This window comes from Acidovorax sp. Leaf78 (genome assembly GCF_001422735.1).
GTDB lineage: Bacteria > Pseudomonadota > Gammaproteobacteria > Burkholderiales > Burkholderiaceae_C > Acidovorax.
The window spans coordinates 505,555-522,293 of record NZ_LMLZ01000021.1; the positions used below are offsets into that span (position 1 = coordinate 505,555).

The following is a 16,739-nucleotide window of genomic DNA, read 5'->3' on the forward strand; positions in this document are numbered from 1 at the left end:
CGCTGAAGCGGGCAAGAACGGATCACCTGCTGGCCGACATCTGGCGCATGAGCATTGAGGGCATCCGGCAGACGGTGTTGTCTTTCATAGATGCCGAGAACATCGGGATTTTTCACTGCAGTTCAAAGGCGGGCTCCAAGCGATGGCCAGATCAACGAAAATGCGCTTCGGTCCACAACAGCCCCTCCCCAAAGCATCGGCAGGGCTGACGGCCATCGAAAATCCCTGGCAATGCAAGACCAAGAAATAGCTGGTTAAGTTGTTGAACACACAAGACAAATCCCAAACACCCGCAGGGGAGCAGGACCTCGCCGGTCATACCCCGATGATGCAGCAATATTTAGCGCTCAAGGCCGGGTACCCCGACACGCTGCTGCTCTACCGCATGGGCGACTTCTACGAAGTCTTCTGGCAGGACGCCGAGAAGGCGTCGCGCCTGCTCGATATCACGCTCACGCAGCGTGGCCAGTCGGGTGGCCAGCCGGTGTTGATGGCGGGGGTGCCGTTTCATGCGCTCGAGAACTACCTGGCGCGCCTGATCAAGATGGGCGAGTCGGTGGCCATTGCCGAGCAGGTGGGCGAGGTCGGCGCGGCCAAGGGCCCGGTGGAGCGCAAGGTGGTGCGCGTGGTCACGCCCGGCACGCTGACCGACACCGAGCTGCTGCCCGACAAATCCGAATCGCTGCTCATGGCCGTGCACCAGGCGCCGCGCGCGCGCTGCGGCTTGGCCTGGCTGAGCGTGACGCAGGGCCGCGTGTACCTGGCCGAATGCGCGCACGACGAGCTGGGCGGCTGGCTGGCGCGTGTGGCGCCCAGCGAGCTCATCTACAGCGCCGGTGTGACCGAGCGCTTCGAGCAGCAACTGCAGGTGCTGCGCCAGGGCGGCGCCTTCACCTGCCCCATGAGCCCGCGGCCCGACTGGCAGTTCGACAGCGCCCTGGGCGAGCGCAAGCTGCTGGAGAACCTGGGCGCGGCCAGCCTGCAGGCCTGGGGCGCGCAGGACTTGGGCGAGGCGCACGCCGCCGCCGCGGGCCTGCTGGCCTATGCCGAGCACACGCAGGGCCGCACGCTCACGCACGTGCACAGCGTGCAGGTGCAGCGCGGCGACGATCTGATCGACCTGCCTGCCACCACGCGCCGCAACCTCGAACTGGTCAAGACCCTGCGCGGCGACGATGCGCCCACCCTCTTCTCCCTGCTCGATACCTGCATGACCGGCATGGGCAGCCGCCTGCTCAAGACCTGGCTGCTGGAGCCCCAGCGCGACCGCGACCAGGCGCGCCAGCGGCTGTCGGCCACCACGGCACTGCGCGGCGATGCGCATGGGGCCGGCGGGGGCAGCGGCCCGTGGTCGCTGCTGCGCGGCGAACTGAAGGGCGTGAGCGATGTGGAGCGCATCACCGCCCGCATCGCGCTGCGCCAGGTGCGCCCGCGCGAGCTGGTCGCCTTGTGCAAGACGCTACAAAAATCAGAGCACCTTGCGCTTTCCGGGCAGGCGCCAGAGCCCTATTTGATTCAGATCTTCAGCCACCTGCACCCGCCCGAGGGCTGCACCGCGCTGCTGTGTGCGGCCATCGACGAGGAGCCCGCGGCCCTGGTGCGCGACGGCGGTGTGATCGCCAGCGGCTTCGACACCGAACTCGATGAGCTGCGCGCCATCCAGACCAACTGCGATGCCTTCTTGCTCGACCTGGAAACGCGCGAAAAAGCCCGCACCGGCATCCCCAACCTGCGCGTGCAGTTCAACAAGGTGCATGGCTTCTACATCGAGGTGACCAGCAGCCATGTGGACAAGGTGCCCCATGATTACCGCCGCCGCCAGACCCTGAAGAACGCCGAGCGCTTCATCACGCCCGAGCTCAAGACTTTCGAGGACAAGGCGCTGTCGGCCAACGAGCGCGCCCTGTCGCGCGAAAAATGGCTGTACGAGCAGATCCTGGACCAGTTGCAGCCCCACGTGCCCGCCCTCACCCGACTGGCCCAGGCCCTGGCCGCGCTGGACGTGCTGTGCGCCCTGGCCGAGCGCTCGCTCACGCTCAACTGGTGCGCGCCCCAGTTCGTGCCCGAGCCCTGCATCGAGATCGAAAACGGCCGCCACCCGGTGGTCGAGGCCCGCCTTGCCGAAACATCGAGCGGCAGCTTCATCGCCAACCACACGCGCCTGAACGCCAACACGCGCATGCAGATCATCACCGGCCCCAACATGGGCGGTAAGAGCACCTACATGCGGCAGGTGGCGCTCATCGTGCTGTTGGCGTGTATCGGCAGCCACGTGCCCGCGTCGCACTGCCGCCTGGGGCCCATCGACGCCATCCACACCCGCATCGGTGCGGCGGACGACCTGGCCAACGCGCAGTCCACCTTCATGCTGGAGATGACCGAGGCCTCGCAGATCCTGCATGCCGCCACGCCGCACAGCCTGGTGCTGATGGACGAGATCGGCCGGGGCACCAGCACCTTCGACGGCCTGGCGCTGGCCAGCGGCATCGCCACGCACCTGCACGACAAGACGCGCGCTTTTGCCCTGTTCGCCACGCACTACTTCGAGCTGACCGAGCTGCCCGCCAAGGCGCGCCACGCCATCAACATGCATGTGAGCGCCACCGAGTCTGGTGCGGACATCGTGTTTCTGCACGAGATTCAGCCCGGCCCGGCCAGCCGCAGTTACGGTATCCAGGTGGCCAAGCTGGCGGGCATGCCGTCGCCGGTGTTGCACCATGCCCGCCATGCGCTGGCCGCGCTGGAAGAGCGCGCCGGCGAGAACGACCTGCAGGTGGATTTGTTCGCCACGCCGGAGGCGCCCGAGGGCGCGGGCGCAAGCCCCATCGAAGCAGCCCTCGCCGGCATCAACCCCGATCAGCTGAGCCCGCGCGAGGCGCTGGACGCGCTCTACCAACTCAGGAAAATGCTGGCTATTTGAGCGTAAATGCCACCTGCCGCATGTCTGGCGTGCGCTACCAGCTATTATTTCAATAGCAATTCATTGAAAACTGCGCCAGCGCCGTGCTGCGCGCAGGGCCTTGCACAGGCCATGCACCAACCTGGAGCGCAAGCCGGACTAAACTTGCGGGTTCCCCCACCACCGACCCACCATCTGCTCCATGACGTATTGCGTCGCCATCAAACTCAACGCCGGGCTGGTTTTCCTGTCCGATTCCCGTACCAACGCCGGCCTGGACCAGATCAGTTCTTTTCGCAAGATGATGGTCTATGAGAAGGCGGGCGACCGCTTCATGGTGCTGCTGTCGGCCGGCAACCTGTCCATCTCCCAATCGGTGCGCGAAATCTTGCAGACCGAGCAGCTCAAGGACGGAGACTCGGGCGAGACCATCTCCATCTGGAACGCCAAGAGCATGTTCGACGCCGCCCGCGTGCTGGGCGCCGCGGTGCGCCACGTGCACGAGCGCGACGGCCTGGCGCTCAAGCGCTCGGGCGTGGACTTCAACGTGTCGATGGTGTTCGGCGGCCAGATCAAGGGCGAGGGCATGCGCCTGTTCCAGGTCTACTCGGCCGGCAACTTCATCGAGGCCACGTCCGAGACGCCGTACTTCCAGGTGGGCGAGTCCAAGTACGGCAAACCCGTGCTCGACCGCGTGCTCACGCCCGAGACCCCGCTGGACGAAGCCGCCAAGTGTGCGTTGGTGTCCATGGACAGCACGCTCAAGTCCAACCTGTCCGTCGGCCTGCCGCTGGACCTGGTGGTGTACGAGGTGGACAGCTTCTCCACCTCCAAGGTGGTCTGCATCGACGAGCACAACCCGTACTTCCGCATGCTGCACGACAGCTGGGGCCAGAAGCTGCGCGAAGTCTTCGACAGCATCGAGGACCCGGCCTGGGGCGGCGGCGCCACCAGCGTGCCCATCATGGTGACGCCTGCGCGCAGCAAGCCGCTCAAGAAGATCACCACCCACCTGGACAAGCTCATCTGAACGGTAGCGTGCCGGGCCGCTCCGGCCGGCCCGCGCGCACTTCTCCCGCCCTTGCGGGCGGGCATCTCCCATTCATGCTCCCCATCGTTTTCTCGCACGCCAACAGCTTCCCGGCGAGCACCTACCGCGTCCTGTTCAAGCACCTCAAGGCCCGCGGGTTCGATGTGCATGCCGTGGACCGCTACGGCCACGACGCGCAGTATCCCGTCACCAACAACTGGCCGCACCTGGTGCAGCAACTGGCCGACTTCGCCACGCCCCACGTGCAGCGACTGGGCGAGCCGGTGTTCCTGGTGGGCCACTCCCTGGGCGGTTTTCTCAGCGTGATGGCCGCCGCACGCCACCCTGAACTGGTGCGGGGCGTGCTGCTGATCGACTCGCCCCTGCTGGGCGGCTGGAAGGCCAACGCCGTGGGCGTGGCCAAACGCACGCAGGTGGTGGGCTCGATATCGCCCGGCAAGATCAGCCGGCAGCGGCGCTTCAGCTGGGCCAGCACCGACGAAGCGCTGGAGCACTTTCGCAAGAAGAAAGCGTTTGCGCGCTGGGACCCGGAGGTGTTGCACGATTACGTCACCCACGGCCTGGTGGACCACGATGGAAAGCGCGTGCTGGGCTTTGATCGCGCCGTGGAGACTGCCATCTACAACACGCTGCCGCACAACCTGGGGCGCTTGCTCAGCGCCCATCCGCTGATGTGCCCGGCGGCCTTCATCGGCGGACGCGATTCGGAGGAGATGAAGCAGGTCGGCATGGCCATGACGCTGCGCATCACCGAAGGCCGCACGATGATGCTGGACGGCAGCCACCTGTTCCCCATGGAGCAGCCGGTGGCCACGGCGGCCGCCATCGAGGCGGCGCTGCTGAACCTCGCATCGCTGAACCAGTGACGTCGGTGAAATGAAAATTGTGAACTGACGGCGATATAACACCAAAACAGACGGTAAAAGCACAGAAAAGGCATTGCAGTCTCTGTAAAAACAGGGGGCGCGAATAAGGGGTGCATCCTCTACACTGGGGGTTTGTTACAGCGTGATACAGACAACATGCCTGCACAGAATCCTCTGGTGGCCCGACTGCCAGCATTGACCTTCGCCCTGCTGGCTGCCTTCCTGGTAGCCACCGCAGTGCGCACATACAACTACACCACCATTGCCATCGTCACGGCATCGGTGCTCATGTTCGCGTGCTGCTGGGCCAGTGCCACGCATTTGCTGGGCGCCCGGCCGGCGCTGCAGTTCATGCTGATCGCCGTGGGCCTGGGCTGGTTCGCAGAGCAGATGGGCAGCACGCACGGCTGGTTCTTCGGGCACTACACGTACACCGAGGTGCTGGGGGCCCGGCTCGTCAATGTGCCCATCGTCATCCCCATGATGTGGTTCTCGCTGACCTACGCCGGCTATGTGATCAGCAACCTGATCGTCTGGCAGTCGCCGGTGGACGGCGCGCCGGGGCTGGGCAATGCCGCCATGCTGTCGTTTCTGGCGGCGATGATCGTCACCGCGTTCGACCTGGGCGCCGACCCGTACCTTGTCTACACCCTGAAGGCCTGGATCATGGCCAAGACCGATGGCGCCTGGTTCGGCGAAACCGTGCAGGGCTTTTTCGGCTGGGTGTTCGTCGCGTTCTGCATCATCTTCAGCTTTCGCATGTCGGTGCGCAAACTTCCGCTTCGGCCCAGCAGCCCCTTTCTGCGGCGCCACGCGCTGGTCCCGCTGGCCATCTACGCGTGCGGCATGGTGTTCCAGATGATCCTGGGCAACCCGGTGGAGATCCGCTCGATCGCGCCGTTTGCCATGGGCATACCACTGCTGTGCGCGGTCGCCGGCTTTCAGCGCTGGCGCGCACCTTCATCAGGAACTGGCGCATGAACACTGCCACCATCACCATCGACACCCCTGCCCCCGCCACCCGCGTGCCCCCTCTTCCCGAGGCCGAGCTGGCCGGCATGCAGCACCACGCCGACCCGTTGGCAGACCAGACGGTCGCCGACATGCTGGGCCCGTGGCCGCCCGGCACCGTCGATGCCGACGCCGAGCAATGGAAGCGCCTGGACACGGTGAACATCCTGCTGGGCCAGTGGGCGGACAACGCGGGCATTGCGCAGTGGACCGTTGCGGTGGGCCCGGTGCACGGCACCGTGGGCGGCAAGCCTGTCAGTGGCTATGTGGACCAGGCCATGGCCGACGCGCTGAACCACTACGTGCGCACCGCCCAGGCCTTGCCCGACTGGGCCGACCCCCGCAAGATCGAGCGCGCCGAAAAACTCTTCATGGAGCACGGCGCGCTGTCGTGCATCCTGCTGTTTTGCGCCAGCCTGCCCGAGTGCTACGTGATCCCGGATTTGTCGGCCGTGCTGCACACTGCAGGGCAACTGGAGCAGAACACCGAGTACCGCATCCGCTCCACCGCCGCGATGATCTTCCCGGTGATGCTGCACGGCGGCATGACCGAGCGCGGCGCGGGCGTTGCCCAGATCCTCAAGGTGCGGCTCATCCATGCCACCATCCGCAACCTCATCCTGCATGGCAGCCCGCAGAGCGCCGTGGCCAACCTGCGCTCGGGCCATGACAGCGTGGTGCCCCCTACCGCGCTGCCGCCCGGCGCCCGCGTGACGATGTTCCAGATGCTGCACGCGCGCGGCTGGGACGTGGCCGACGACGGCCTGCCCTGCAACCAGGAAGAGCTGGCCTACACGCTGCTGACCTTTGGCTATGTGTTTCTGCGCAGCCTGCACAAGCTGGGCATCGGCCTGCCCCGCCACGATGAAGAGGCCTACCTGCACACCTGGAACGTGGTGGGCCATGTCCTCGGCATCGAGCGCTCGCTGATGGTCGAGACCATGGAGCATGGCAAGGTGCTGATGGCGCAGATGCAGGCGCGCGGGCGCGCAGACCCGATCGCACCCGACCCGCGCCCCGCCCTGGGCCAGGCGCTGATGCAGACCATGGCCAAGTACCTGCCCTGGGACATCGTCAAACCGTTCCCCCGGCTCATGACCCGCTACCTCTGCGGGAGCGCAACGGCCAGCGACTTGGGGCTGACCCAGCCCGTGCCCTGGTCGTCCGCGCTGCTGTTCTGGGTGGTGCTGACCGTGGCCCGCGTGCTCGATGCGGTGGCACGCCTGGTGATGCCGCGGTTTTCGCTGGTGCGCGCGCTCACCCGGGTGCTGGGCTACCACTTCATGAGCCATGTCCTGATGAGCCAGACACGGCCGCTGCAATTGCCCACCGAGCTGCTCAACCAGGTCGACGACGTGGTCCATGCATGGAGCGACGACCCGCACGCGCCGCGGTGGCTCAACCGCCTGGAAGACCGGCTCACCACCCGCGGCAGCTGGAGCCCGGGCCTGGGCCGGGCGCAGAAGATGCAGGCCACGGGCTCCGCGCAGGCTCAGCGATCCGCGTGACCGGGGCCCCGATACTGATGGACCTGCTGCTGTACACCCTCCTGATGCCGGCCCGGCTCTGGCGCGCGCACGCAGGCTTTCTATCGACCCTGCTGTGCCTGCTCGTACCCATGGCCCTGCCGCTGCAGGTGCAGGCCGACGAGCCCCTGGTGCTCACGCAGACGAGGCCCCAGGTGAATGCCTGGGAGGCCATCACGCTCAAGGCCGACACCACGTACAGCCTCTCGGTCGAGGACATGCTCGCGCGCCTGGACGAGTTCGAGGCGCCCGCCCAGCGCGGGGGATCACTGGGTGTGCACAAGGCAGCGATATGGCTGCGCATTCCCGTCGTTGCGCCCGAGGCGCTGCGCACCCCCTGGGTGGTCGATCTGGGCTACAGCTCGCTGCAGGCCGAGATCTACCTGACCCGCGGTGGCCAGGTACTGCAGAAGGTGAGCACCCGCCAGCCGGGCGAGGGGCAACTGTCCAGCCGCACCCCTGCGATGGCGTTCGACCTGCAGGCCGGGCAGCCGTACGACCTGCTCATCCGGGTGCAGGCGACGGGGCCGCTGATCCTGCCCATCACGGTGGGGGAGATGCCCTACCAGATGCATGCCGCCCTCAGTGAGCAGATGCTGCAGGGCCTGCTCAACGGGCTGGCGTTCTTCCTGCTCGCGTACAGCCTGGTCCAGTGGGTCACGCAGCGCGACCGGATGTTCGGCTTCTATGCGCTGGTGGTGGTGGGCAGCGCGATTTTTTCGCTGCAGTTCTTCGGCCTGGGGGCCCAGTTTTTGTGGCCGAACAATGTGTGGATGGGCCGGTATGCAGGCCTGGCAGCAGGGCTGATGGCCCTGGCGGGCTCGTTCCTGTTCCTGGGCCACACGCTGGCCGGCGACACACCGCACAGCCGGTACGCGCGCACCATGCGGGCCGGCGCGGCGATCACCGCAGCGGTCTGCGCTGCACTGGTGCTGGGCTGGGTGAGCGTGCCCTTCGGCATCGCGTACATGAGCCTGGCAGGCGCCCTGCCCTCCCTCATCAGCCTGCCCGCCGCCATCACGCGGGTGCGGCACAAAGACCCGATCGGCGCCACCTTGCTGGCGGCATGGATCGCGTTCGGCGTGGCCGCCGCGGTCATGGTGTGCCTGGTCCAGGGCTGGGTGCCAGCGAACTTCTGGACGCTGCATTCGTTCCAGTTCGGCGCCACGCTGGACATGCTGCTCTTCTTTCGCGTGCTGGGCCTTCGCGCCAACGCAGCCCAGGCACAAGCCCAGGAGGCCATGCAAGAGCGTGACCTGATGCGCTCGCTGGCCCACACCGACCACCTCACCGGCCTGAGCAACCGGCGCGGCCTGCAGCATGCGCTGCATGCGGCGCTGGCGCAGTGCTCTGCGCAGCGGCTGGTGGCGGTCTACCTCATGGACCTCGACGGGTTCAAGCCTGTGAACGATGCACACGGCCACGACGTCGGCGACGACCTGCTGGTGGCCGTGGGCCACCGCCTGCAGCGCAGCGTGCGCCACCACTCGGACATGGTGGCCCGGCTGGGTGGCGATGAATTCATCATCATGGCGCAAGGACTGGAAACGCCGGAGCAGGCGCATGAGCTGGGGCAGGCACTGCTGCGCGCCTTCGAGCAGCCCTTCCAGCTGAGCCACCTCCAGCTGCACGTGGGACTCACGGCGGGCTACGCCATCGCGCCGCTGGACAGCGAAGACCCGCTGGGGCTGATCCGGCTGGCCGATGCGGCCATGTACACGGGCAAGCAAAACGGCAAACGCTCGGTCCGCCGCGGCAGCAACGAACTGGCGCCGTCCCTTTGAGCAGCTTGAGCCACGCCACCCCACACACCAAGCCCCTGCTGCCCTCCTATACTGCCTGAGCGTCCATCCACCCCATGTGCACCGCCTTCCTTTTGCTACCGTGGCAACGGTTGCCGGCCCTCCTCAGGCGCTGGCTGGCAGGCTGTGTTCTGCTGCTGGTGGCCTTGTGGTGCCACAGCGGCTGGGCGCAGGGCGACGGCACCAGCGGCCGCATCCTGCTGCGCGATGACGTGCACTCGCACGAGGCCTGGCCCGCAGTCACCATCCTGAACGATGCGTCCCGCGTGCTGTCCGTGAACGATGTCATGGCGCGGACCGCCGAGTTCACCGCGCCCCCGCGCAGCAGCGGCACGCTGGGCGTGCGGACCGACGCGGTGTGGGTGCGCGTGCCGGTCACCGTGGCGCCCAGCTCCGACGGCAACTGGGTACTGGACATCGACTACCCCGTGCTGCAGCGCATCGAGGTGTACCTGACCCATGGGGGCCACGTGACGCAACAGGCCACGCTCGGCAGCCTGCAGCCGTTCTCGCAACGCCCGTTGCGCACCCGCACGCACGCCCTGCCGCTCGTGATGCAACCGGGGCAGCACTACGACGTGCTGCTGCGCGTGGAAACCACCGGCGCGATGGTGCTGCCCATCACGATCAACAAGCCCACCGCGTGGCACAGCGCCGCCATGAATGAGCAGATGCTGCAAGGCATTCTGACCGGCCTGGCGCTGTGCCTGTTGATCTACAGCCTGGCGCAGTGGATCAACCTGCGGGACGTATTGTTCCTGCAGTACGCACTGCTCATCACCGGCAGCACGCTGTTCTCGCTGCACCTGTTCGGCCTGGGGTCGCAGTACCTCTGGCAGGACAACATCTGGCTCGAGCTGCATGCCGCAGGCCTGTCGGCGCTGATGGCCACCTGCGGGTCGTTCCTCTTCATCGGCCAGGCCCTCATGGGCCACCGGCCGCAGAGCCGGCTGCTGCGCGCCATGCGGGGGGGCGCTGTGCTGTGCGTGCTGCTGGCGGTGGTGCATGCGCTGGATGTCCTGAGCACAGCGGCCATTGCCGCCGTGGTCAGCATCCTCGGGCTGGTGCCCGCGCTCATGGGCATACCCGGCGCCGTGCGCCGCGCCCGGCAGGGCGACCCGGTGGGCACCAGCCTGCTGCTGGCCTGGCTGATCTACTTTGCTGCCACCGCTACGGTGATCGGCGTCATCCGCGGCTGGGTGCCGGTGAACTTCTGGACCATGCACTCGTTCGGTTTCGGCGCCACGCTGGACATGCTGCTCTTCATGCGGGTGCTGGGGGTGCGCACCAAGGCGCTGCGCACCGAGGCCATCGACGCCAACCGCGAACGCGACGCCATGCGCTCCCTGGCCCACACCGACCCACTCACCGGGCTGCCCAACCGGCGCGGGCTGAACATCGCGCTGGCCTCGGCCCTGCCCCGCTGCGGCCCCGACAAGCTGCTGGCGGTGTACGTGATGGACCTCGACGGCTTCAAGCCCGTCAACGACCGGCACGGCCACGATGTGGGCGATGAGCTGCTGGTGGCCGTCACGCGCCGCTTGCAGGGCCACCTGCGGCAAAGCGACGTGGTGGCGCGTCTTGGCGGCGACGAGTTCGTGGTGATGACGGGCGACCTGGGCAATGCGCAGCAGGCCCATGAGCTGGGGCACAAGCTGCTCGATGCCTTCCGCTCGCCGTTCTCGCTGGGGCATTTGCAGGTCTCCGTCGGACTGACCATCGGCTACGCCCTGGCGCCGGAGGACACCAACGACGCCGTGGGCCTGCTCAAGCTCGCCGATGCAGCGATGTACAGCGGCAAGCAGGGCGGCAAGTTCTGCCTGCGCCGCAACACGGGCGATCTGGCGTTGTCGTCATCCTGACCTGACTCCAGGCGGGCCCTTGATGGCTGCCTCTCTGAGCGTGGCCTTCGTGCACAAAAGCCTGTCCCTGTCCCTTGCATGTGCTGCATGGTCGCACCGGTCATTCAGAACTAGTCAAAAAACCCTAGCTGCGATAAACACGGGGCTCCATTTACTCTGGAGGACCGTTCGCCATGCCCCATCGCAAGAGCCCTGCCCGTCATGCCAAGGATGAACGCATCGCACTTTACAGGTCGCACGCCGCGTTGAATACGGCTGCCGTGGTCGCCGTCGACGGCGCTGGTGAAGCCATGTCGTGGGAGGCCATCGCCGAGCTCGAATACCACATCGTCGGGCGCGTCGTGCTGCCGTCGGACCGCAATTACGACAAAGACCGGCAGGAATCGAACCCCGCGTTCCAGGCCTACCCCCAGGTCATCGTCTACTGCGTGTGCGAAGGCGACGTGCTCGAATGCCTGGCCGTGGCGCGCAAGTACCGGCTGTGGGTGGCGGTGCGCAGCGGCGGCCACAGCACGGCGGGCTATTCGGTCAACAGCGGCATGGTGATCGACATGAGCGGCATCGCGGGCGTCACGCTCGACCCGTTGGCCAAGCGTGTTCACGTGCTGCCCGGCACCGACTTCGACACCTTCAACGGCGCCATGAAGGGCACCGGCTGGCACGTGCCCACCGGCGCCTGCGGCAACGTGCGCGTGGGCGGCTTCGTGCAGGGCGGCGGCTACGGCTACACGTCGCGCGCCTTCGGCATCCAGAGCGACGTGGTGGAATCGTTTCGCGTGGCGCTGGCCAGCGGGAAGATCGTGCTGGCCAGCGCGGCCGAGAACCCCGAGCTGTACTGGGCGATGCGCGGCGGCACCGGCGGCAACTTCGGCGTGCTGCTGCAAGTGACCTACCGCATGGTGCGCCTGGACGACGTCTGGGCCTGGGCCATCAGCTGGGACGAGGCCCATGCCGCCGACGTGCTCACGCTCATGCAGCGCGACTTCATGAAGACCGGCGCGCCCGATGCGCTGGGCTACATGATGAACCTGGGGCTTCAGAACAACGTGCCGGTGTACATGGTGCAGGGCATGTTCTGCGGCACCCGCGAGGCTGGCCTGCAGGCCATTGCGCCCCTGCTGGCCATCCCTAGCGCACAGCTGCTGGTCGACAAGTCGGGCAGCTACCCGGCCATGAACACCTGGCTGGAGGACCATCCCTACAGCCTGCCCGACAACCTGCCCAATGGCGTGGCAGAGTCCAAGGCCAGCGGGTACATCAGCACGCGGCTGTCCAAGGCAGACTGGCAGCGCATCATCGACTACTTCAAGACCTCGCCCAACCCCTGGTCGCTGGCGTATCTGGAGCCCTACGGCGGGGCCATCAACCGCTACCCGGTGGGGGACAGCGCCTTCATCCACCGCAACGCGGATGCCGACCTGGTGGTGGACGTGTTCTGGCGCAACCCTGCCGAGCGGGCCCAGATGGAGGCATGGCTTGCGGGCTTCATGAAGCTGGTCAAGCCTTTCCTGAACGGGCACGTTTACCAGAACTACCCGGACGGCAGCCTGGCGAACTTTGCCGAGGCCTACTGGGGGCCCGCCTACCCGCGCCTGCGCAAAGTGAAGGCGCAGTACGACCCGACCAACTTCTTCCACTTCGCGCAGAGCATCGCGCTGCCGGACTAGAGTGCCGGTTCCCACCAGGGCCCGGCGCCCTGGTGCGGCACGGCGATGGCACCGACCGGGGCCGCACGCCCGCCAGTCACCCAACCCATCGGCCAATTAGCAAACCAGCCAATCAGCCGATCCATCATTCCGCAGTCCGTCAATCCGTGTCGGCGTAATGCAGGCGACCCTTGCCCGCGCGCTTGGCGCTGTACATGGCCTGGTCGGCGCGGTTCATGAGTTCGTCGATGTGCCCTTCCAGCGGGGGGCAGATCGCCACACCGATGCTGGCGCCGATGACCAGGTCTCGCCCCTCCACCTGCATCGGCTGCTGCAACGCATGCAGCAGCCGGTGGCCGATGGTGTCCGTCACATCGCGCGTGACTTCGTGCTCCAGCATGACCAGGAACTCGTCACCTCCCAGCCGCGCCATCGTGTCGCCCAGGCGCACGGTGCTGGCAATGCGCTGCGCCACGATGCGCAGCACCTCGTCGCCGGCCCGGTGGCCCTCGGTGTCGTTGACGCCCTTAAAGCCATCCAGGTCGATGAACAGCAAGGCCACCGACCCCGCACTGCTGTCCCGCACGGCGTCCAATGCCTTCTCCAGCTGCTTTTGAAATGCGGCCCTGTTGAACAGGCCGGTGAGCGAATCGTGGTGGGCCAGGTAGTGCTGCTGGCGCGCAATCTCGATCTTGGCGGACACGTCCTCGACCAGCGCCATGATCGATGTGACCTGGCCATCCGCATCGGTCAGCGCGGAGTTGAACCACTCGCAGTGCACCTCGGTGCCGTCGTCGCGCAGGAACGAGGTTTCGGCCCGGTTCTGTGACTCCTGCCCTGACTGCAGGCGCTGCAGGGCCAGCAGCAGGCTGGTGTCGGCAGGCGAGAGGTGCAACAGCTCGGGCAGCAGTTGCCCTTCCAGACCCGCCACATGCACCCAGCCCATGAGCTGCACGGCACGCTGCGAACAGTGCAGCAGCCGCAGGTTGTGATCCATCTCAAAGACCGACAGCGGGCTGTTCTCCATGTGCGACGACAGGCGCTGGTTGGCGGCCCGCAGCGCATCCATGGCGACCTGCAGTTCGTGCACGTCGAGAGCGGTGGTGATGAAGCCTTCGATGGAGCCCTCGGCGTTGTGCCATGGCGTGAGGCAGATGGTGCGCCACTCGTCAAACCCATACGGCGTGCGCAGAAGGCGCTGGTACTGCACCCGCTCGCCCGACAGCACGCGGGCCACGAAAGGCATGAAAGCGGTGACAGCCGCATCACCGTACATCCTGGTCAGCGACCTGCCCACCAGTTGCTCGGGCACCGTGCCGAACCAGCGCGCGTACTCATCGTTGACATACAGCATGGTGAGGCTGCGGTCCACCACCGCCATGGTGGCGCCAGCGCTGCGCGTGATCACATCCAGCAATTCGCCCTTGGACAGGCTGTGGCCAGGGGCGATGGCCCGATAGTCGGACAACTCTGGATCGTCTTGCTTCATGCGGCGAAAGCCCCAGCGGGCAGGGTCATCGGTGGAACGCCCCGCGCGCCAGTCCTCCAGAAAGGTCACCGCCGCGCGCCTCGGCCCCTGCGCCGAGCGGCAGGGTGTGCCGTCAGCTTATCACTTTCGTTCTATAACCAATCCATCCGGATGCGCAAAGTCATTCCGCCCACTGCACCCAGCCCGTCCAGGCGGTCACCAGCACGATGATGCCGAAGACGATGCGGTAGTACGCAAAAGGCACGAAGCTGTGGCTGCTGATGTAGCGCAGCAGCCAACGCACGCACAGCCAGGCGCTGATGAACGAGAACACCAGCCCGACCGCGAACATCGGAATGTCGGCCGCCGACAGCAGCGCGCGCTCCTTGTACAGGCTGTACACCCCGGCCCCGATCAGCGTGGGGATGGCCAGGAAGAACGAGAAGTCCGTGGCGGCCTTGCGCGACAAGCCGAGCAGCATGCCGCCGATGATGGTCGCGCCGCTGCGGCTGGTGCCCGGCACCATGGCCAGGCACTGCACCAGGCCGACCTTGAGCGCATCGAGCGGCGTCATCTCGTCCACCGTCTGGATGCGCGTGGCGGCCGGCGAGCGCCGCTCGGCCCACAGGATGATGAAGCCGCCCAGGATGAAGGTGCTGGCCACCACCACCGGCGTGAACAGGTGCGCCTTGATCATCTTGCCAAACAGCAGGCCCAGCACCACCGCCGGCAGGAAGCCGATGAACACGTTGAGCGCGAACCGCTGGGCCTGGCGCTCGGTGGGCAGGGCCACCAGCGTGTCGCGGATCTTTTGCCAGTACACCAGGATGACGGCGAATATGGCGCCCGTCTGGATGGCGATGTCGAACACCTTGGCCTTGGCGTCGTCGAACCCGAGCAGCGAGCCCGCCAGGATCAGGTGTCCCGTGGAGGAAATGGGCAGGAACTCGGTCAGGCCCTCGACCACGCCCATGATGGCGGCCTTGGCCAGCAATAGAACGTCCACGCGCACTCCTTAAGGAAAATTTAATTCAAATATGCCTCTACCGCTTGCCAGGCAAGCGCTAGCAGCTATCAAAACAGGAGTATATGCGCAGCGGGCTGCCGCCCTTCAGGGCCGCGCCTGTGCAGACGCCTGCTGAGGCGTCTGTGCCGATGCCTGCCACGGCGACTGCCACCCGCCGCCCAGGGCCTGCACCAGCGTCACCGCCGCCAGCTGGCGGTTGACCTGCAGCTGCAGCAGCGCACGCTGTGCGGACAGCGCCGAGGCCTGGGCCGTCACCACCTCGGTGTAGCCCACCTGCCCTTCGCGGTAGCGGTTGAGCAGCTGCTGCGCCGTGCGCTCCGCCGCGGCCACCGCCTCGCGGCGCAGGGGCTCCTGCTCCTGCAAGGTGCGCAGCACCGTGAGCTGGTCTTCCACCGTCTGGAACGCCGTGAGCACCGTCTGGCGGTACACCGCCACGCGGCCCTCGCGCGCGGCCTGGGCTTCTTCCACCCGGGCCGCCGTGGCGCCCGCATCGAAGATCGTCTGCGCCACCGACAGGCCGAGCGACCACACCAGTGTGGATGCCTTGAACAAATCGGCCACGCTGCTGCCGCCACTGCCCACCGACCCGCCCAGACTCAGGCCCGGGAAATACGCCGCACGCTGAATGCCGATCTGCGCATTGGCCGCCGCCACCGCGCGCTCGGCCGCTGCGATGTCGGGCCGGCGTTGCAGCAGCGTCGAGGGCACGCCCAGCGGCACATCGGGCACCTGGGCCGACCACTGCGCGCGCGGCAGCGAAAAATCGGCCGGCGCGCGCCCGGTCAGCACGGCCAGCGCATGCTCGAAGCGGGCGCGGTTCTGCCGCACGGTAGCCAGGTCCGCTCGGGCGTTGGCCAGCTGGGTCTGCGCCTGCAGCACGTCGGTCTGCGCCACCACGCCCGCGCTGTAGCGGTTGCGGGCGATCTGCAGGCTGCGCTCGTAGCCGTCCACCGTGGCGTCCAGCAGCTCGATCTCCGCATCCGCCTCGCGCAGCTGAAAGTACGCCGAGGCCAGCGTGCCCACGGCCGACAGGCGTGCCGAGGCCAGGTCGGCCTCGCTCGCCTGCGCGCTGGCCTGGGCGCCAGTGACGCCGCTTTGCAGGCGCCCCCACAGGTCAGGCGCCCAGTCGACCCCCAGCGATGCCTGGGTGGTCAGGCCCGAGCGCGCAGCGCCCTCGCCGCCGTTGCGCGTGGCACCGCCCGACAGGCTCACCGACGGAAACAGCCCCGCCCGCTGCTGGCGCACCACGGCCTGCGCCTGCGCATAGGCCGCCACGGCGGCGGCGATGTTCTGGTTGGACAGCTGCACCTGCTCGGCCAGGCGGTTGAGCTCGGCGTCCTGAAACAGCTCCCACCAGGGGCCGCGGTCCAGCGCGTCGGCGGGCGCTGCGGGGGCCCAGGTGGCACCGGCTTCCTTGAAAGCGGCGGGCACCGCCATGTCGGGCTGCTGGTAGGGCGGCGTGACCGAGCACGCCGACAGTAGCGCGGCGGCGGCCAGCACCAGTGCCAGCGTCGTGGGTCGGGCCGTGGGGAGCCGAGCGGCGTGTGCGCCGGGTGTGAACGGGGCGTGGAGGTAGGTCAT

Annotated in this window: 11 protein-coding genes; 8 read left to right on the forward strand and 3 right to left on the reverse strand. The window is 67.2% G+C overall.

Features of this window, described 5'->3' with window-relative positions:
- Positions 1-325 precede the first annotated feature (325 nt).
- The 8 genes from mutS (at position 326) to ASF16_RS18335 (ending at position 12,684) form a co-directional block, all read left to right on the forward strand.
- Complete coding sequence (mutS, locus tag ASF16_RS18300) at positions 326-2,920, forward strand: DNA mismatch repair protein MutS (RefSeq protein WP_056170482.1); 2,595 nt, start codon at positions 326-328, stop codon at positions 2,918-2,920.
- A 181-nt stretch (positions 2,921-3,101) separates the two neighbouring features.
- On the forward strand, positions 3,102-3,929 hold the full coding sequence (locus tag ASF16_RS18305) for a proteasome-type protease (RefSeq protein ID WP_056170484.1): 828 nt from the start codon (positions 3,102-3,104) through the stop codon (positions 3,927-3,929).
- Between the two features lie 74 nt (positions 3,930-4,003).
- Entirely contained in the window at positions 4,004-4,816 is an 813-nt protein-coding gene (locus ASF16_RS18310; protein WP_056170487.1) for an alpha/beta fold hydrolase, read from the forward strand.
- Positions 4,817-4,993: 177 nt separating this feature from the next.
- Positions 4,994-5,797 (forward strand): carotenoid biosynthesis protein, encoded by an 804-nt coding sequence (locus tag ASF16_RS18315; RefSeq protein WP_235507427.1) that lies wholly within the window; start codon positions 4,994-4,996, stop codon positions 5,795-5,797.
- Entirely contained in the window at positions 5,794-7,335 is a 1,542-nt protein-coding gene (locus ASF16_RS18320; protein WP_082517017.1) for an oxygenase MpaB family protein, read from the forward strand. Before ASF16_RS18315 ends, ASF16_RS18320 begins: the two co-directional genes overlap by 4 nt.
- Positions 7,336-7,379: 44 nt before the next feature.
- A complete protein-coding gene (locus ASF16_RS18325) occupies positions 7,380-9,137 on the forward strand; it encodes a diguanylate cyclase (protein ID WP_056170786.1) in 1,758 nt (585 codons plus the stop codon).
- 74 nt (positions 9,138-9,211) lie between these two features.
- Positions 9,212-11,017 carry a diguanylate cyclase gene (locus tag ASF16_RS18330; protein WP_082517018.1) on the forward strand — a complete coding sequence of 602 codons (1,806 nt, stop codon included), beginning with the start codon at positions 9,212-9,214 and terminating at the stop codon, positions 11,015-11,017.
- Between the two features lie 173 nt (positions 11,018-11,190).
- Positions 11,191-12,684: an FAD-binding oxidoreductase gene (locus tag ASF16_RS18335; RefSeq protein WP_056170491.1), complete on the forward strand. Its 1,494-nt coding sequence runs from the start codon at positions 11,191-11,193 to the stop codon at positions 12,682-12,684.
- Positions 12,685-12,823: 139 nt separating this feature from the next.
- Here the strand turns inward: ASF16_RS18335 and ASF16_RS18340 are convergent, their stop codons facing one another.
- The 3 genes from ASF16_RS18340 to ASF16_RS18350 form a co-directional block, all read right to left on the reverse strand.
- Positions 12,824-14,152, reverse strand: coding sequence for a diguanylate cyclase domain-containing protein (locus ASF16_RS18340; RefSeq protein WP_056170792.1), 1,329 nt, complete (start codon positions 14,150-14,152; stop codon positions 12,824-12,826).
- 160 nt (positions 14,153-14,312) lie between these two features.
- Positions 14,313-15,137, reverse strand: coding sequence for an undecaprenyl-diphosphate phosphatase (locus ASF16_RS18345; protein ID WP_056170795.1), 825 nt, complete (start codon positions 15,135-15,137; stop codon positions 14,313-14,315).
- A 105-nt stretch (positions 15,138-15,242) separates the two neighbouring features.
- Positions 15,243-16,739 carry an efflux transporter outer membrane subunit gene (locus tag ASF16_RS18350; RefSeq protein WP_082517019.1) on the reverse strand — a complete coding sequence of 499 codons (1,497 nt, stop codon included), beginning with the start codon at positions 16,737-16,739 and terminating at the stop codon, positions 15,243-15,245.